The sequence below is a fragment of the Cognatishimia sp. F0-27 genome, assembly GCF_020667845.1.
Classification (GTDB): domain Bacteria; phylum Pseudomonadota; class Alphaproteobacteria; order Rhodobacterales; family Rhodobacteraceae; genus JAFMPQ01.
In genome coordinates, this window is record NZ_JAFMPQ010000121.1 from 1 (window position 1) to 391 (window position 391).

At 58.3% G+C, this 391-nt stretch carries 1 protein-coding gene; it reads left to right on the forward strand.

Annotated elements, in window-relative coordinates:
* Positions 1–168 precede the first annotated feature (168 nt).
* The coding region (locus J1C49_RS21595) for a hypothetical protein (RefSeq protein WP_370639453.1) at positions 169–391 on the forward strand (223 nt) is incomplete at its 3' end.

The window sequence follows — 391 nt, forward strand, 5'->3', positions numbered from 1 at the left end:
GGCACCCCCGGAAAACATTGGAAAATATCGTTTCCAGACAGAGCGTTGAACCAGCCTCACACCGCTGTGAAGCCCGCGAGAGAAACAAAATCCCGACGCGCCTGTTGTCCATCCAGATGATGAAAATCGAGCAGCAACGCTCGGTTTCGAAAGGAAAGGAAAACGATTATGACCCGTATCTTCACAACCGCCCTCGTCGCCCTGTCCACCACCGCTGGCGTGGCCCTCGCGCAGGACGCCGATATGATCACCGACGCAGAGCGCACCCAGATCGAAGCCTATGCGCCCAACGCCGATGTCACGATGCTCTCCGACCAGCAGATCGACAGCCTCATCGCCGTGCTCAACTCCGGCCGCAGCGAAAGCGAAAAGCGCGCCTATGCACAGAGCT